At 43.4% G+C, this 3,496-nt stretch carries 1 protein-coding gene; it reads left to right on the top strand.

Annotated elements, in window-relative coordinates; translation table 11 throughout:
- Window positions 1–3,496, top strand: a 3,496-nt coding sequence (locus ACKPQ4_RS05915; protein WP_407680278.1) for a hypothetical protein, incomplete at both ends; no start/stop codon positions are given.

The following is a 3,496-nucleotide window of genomic DNA, read 5'->3' as shown; positions in this document are numbered from 1 at the left end:
CTCTTATTTCAAGGGGAGAATTGATGATTTTAGAATCTATAACGATATATTAATACCAATTGAGATTGATCAGATTTATCGAGCAGAAGATATCGTAGAACAGCACCTTGATTATCAATTCCCCATAAGTATTAGCGGGCAGGTTGATCATGTGAGTATGTCTGGACTTCCGGAAGGTTTAACTTTCGACCTTCAAAGATTGGAAGTTATCGGAGTCCCCCAAGAATCAGGCATTTTTGAAGTGAATATGACCGCTACCAATGAAGCAGGCACAAGTTTTTCGACCCTTAACCTTGTGGTAAGTAAATCTCTACCCGTTCTCTCAAGTATTAGTCCACGTAACATTAGCTCCAATGGAGCACTTTCATCTGCCCAGATCCATTCTGATGGAGGAGAACCCTTAAACATGTCGCTCTTTTGGGGAAGTGTGAATGGAGGAGATAACGAACAAGAATGGGATAATCAATACACCATTAATGACCACGATTTTTCTGTTGGACGGGTATCTCAATTTATTGACGGGTTTGAAAAAAATGAAACTGTTTTTTACCGTTGGAAAGGAAGTAATTCAGTATCTTCCGAAATTTGGAGTGAACCCACCTCCGAAGGATTAACAAATTGGTGGACATTTGATGAAATTATCGGTGATGAAATCATCGACAATCATGGTAACTCACCTGCCCATATGACGGGCATGAATGAAGGAAGCAAAGTATTTGGTTACAAAGGAAAAGCACTGTATTTCACATCCGACTCCAACGAATCTGTAAACACTCCAAATTTCCGAGGAATTACGGGTAATAATCCCCGAACCATTTCCCTATGGATTCATACCAAGGATGAAAACGCTACCCTCCTCGACTTTGGCGGGGAAGGAATGGGAGAGTCCTGGACATTAAGGTTAGAGGACGGGAAGATATCTATGTTTTTTGGTGGTTACCTACGAGCTGAATCCGATGCTTTTGTCAGTGATTCCACTTGGCACCATATCGTCACTGGCCTTCCTAATGGAGCTACTCAAGTTGGTGATGTATTTGTCTACCTTGACGGCGAATCGGTAAACCTGACTCCTGTCTTCGATGTTCAAAACCTCAACCCCGAAGTATGGTTTGATGCCAGTGATCTCAATGCGGATGGCATAATAGACAACACACCATCTGGTAATATTTCGGCTTGGATGGATAAGAGCCTCAACCAAAGGGAAGCAACCTCTGTCGGTACCCCTTATTTGAATACAGCCAGCGGGCCTAACAATGGAAGAGTAATCGAAATAAGGTCAGGGGATTACTTACCTGTAAATGGTACATTTTTTGCCAAAGATTACTTTTTTGTCTTCCGTTCACCCCCAGCTAATCCGGTTTGGAGTGGATATGGTGGTCCCATGGGACATAATCCAAGTAGCGGACATACCCAAAGAAACTCAAATTACATCACCCAACACAACGCTACTTATTTTCATAGCAACCAATACCCCGCTGAGGTTTTTAAAAATGGAATCGCCTTAAGTGGTAATTTTGATCTCGAGACCATAACAGATTACATGATCGTTCGCTTAGTCGTAAATGACAACGATCCTGGTCCCTACTCTTCTTACCAAATTGGCAGGCTTACTGGATTGCAGTGTAATTTGGATATCTCCGAAATCTTAGCTTTTGGAAACAAGTTATCCGATGTAGATGCAAATTTACTGGAGTCTTATTTAGGCAATAAATGGGCTCTCACCAACCAACTCCCTGCAGACCTACTCACTACCTCATCCATTCCCCTCAATACTTTAGCCGAGAGAAACCTCGGTTTTGGAACTGGTTCAAGTGAGGGTTATGGCTTCGAAGGCACCCTTGATGAAATTCGTATTTACAACCGTAGCCTGACCGCTTCAGAAATTTCCATTCTTTATCTTGGAGGCAGTGTAGAGTTCACTACTTCAAATGAAAGGCAACCACCAGTGGTTGAACTTTATCAAGCCCGACCGGAGTCAAACAATTCGGTTCTGCTTTCTGGTGAACTTACCAATATCGACTTGGAAAATCCATTGGTAACCATTTATTACGGTTCTTCCGATGGTGGTCTTTCCATATCAGGCTGGGAAAACAATATCACATTAAACAACGGCAATCCCCTGTCTGCGGGCGAATTTGAAGCAAACATAACTGATCTGACTCCGGGCGAAAAGTATTTTTTCCGGGCATTTGCTCAGAGTGCGGATGGTTCAGACTGGTCAACTGGAGAACCAGAGATCAAAGAAAACCTTTTGGCATTTTGGAGACTAGACGAGTCTTCTGGTAATATTGCCACTGATTCTGTCATTCCCCTAAGAGATGCCCTCATTCAAGGAAAAGAAGATAATGCCACCCGAACGATGGGCTATTCAGGAAATGGACTGTATCTTGATGGGGCAAATGACTGGCTTAACCTTGATCCGGAAAACACCGGTTACTTGAACGAATCATTCGAAGGCCGTACCTTCATGACTTGGATGCAAATTGACCCCAAGCTGTATGCAGGTCCCGAGATTACTGCCGTCAAAGATCTAGCCGCGTACTTCCCTTTTAAATTAGGCTTCGGACTAACCGCATTCGATACTAACTATGAACAGTATGAAGCCTCGATCAATGGAGAGACCACCTGGACGGCTGGCATATTTGACAGTGCCCTTAATCTTGAATCTGATCTCGACCATGTTCTCGTACCCGCGAAAGAAAGTTTAGCCACACTCCATCATGACTCCTACTCCATTTCGCTTTGGGTAAACGCAACCATAGGGGATGATAAATTCACCCGGGGTCAATTAAACGCCTTTTCTTTTGATTTAGAACCAAGTGACTACTACCTGTCCGAGATTGAAAATCTGTTAACCTTACAACCAACCTTTACCTCCCTGCTCAAGGACGAGGAAACCATTGATCTTAACACCTTTAGTCCGCAGGACATTCCCGGTTTGGTTATCTGGATGGATGCAAGTAACGAGAGTAGCTTTGACATTAATGAAACCAACAATGCTGTTCTGGATTGGAACAATAGCGTAATTGGTCAGGGATACAATTTCACTAGATCCTGGGGTGATCCCACAAGGAAATTTTCGGGAGGTAAGTGGACAGTTAATTTTGACGGAAGTGACATGCTAGGAACTGATTCATCCTTCAATGGCAAAAACTACACTATATTTTCCATATCCCGCCAAACCGGAGGAGATAATCAACGATTGATTGCGAGCCATCACAACTGGCTGTTTGGATATCATAACGGTGGAAATAACCGTTTCTACTTTAATGGCTGGCTTAACTACGGCTCCGATGCCTCTGATACAAACTGGCACATCCACACAGCCACCATGAATAGCAACGACCAAGGCAGTACCTGGAAAAACCTTGTACCAGGAGTAATCACCGGTGCAGGAGCATCTAACAGTTCGTCACACCCGGGTAAAATCAGGTTTGGTGGGTGGAGGAATGAGTTAAACATTAACAACAGTGAAACCAGTAAAGGTGAAGTATCT

Source organism: Candidatus Chordibacter forsetii (genome assembly GCF_964187505.1).
Classification (GTDB): domain Bacteria; phylum Verrucomicrobiota; class Verrucomicrobiia; order Opitutales; family Seribacteraceae; genus Chordibacter; species Chordibacter forsetii.
Note: the sequence above shows the minus strand (reverse complement) of the source record. Positions and strands in the feature narration are given on the sequence as shown.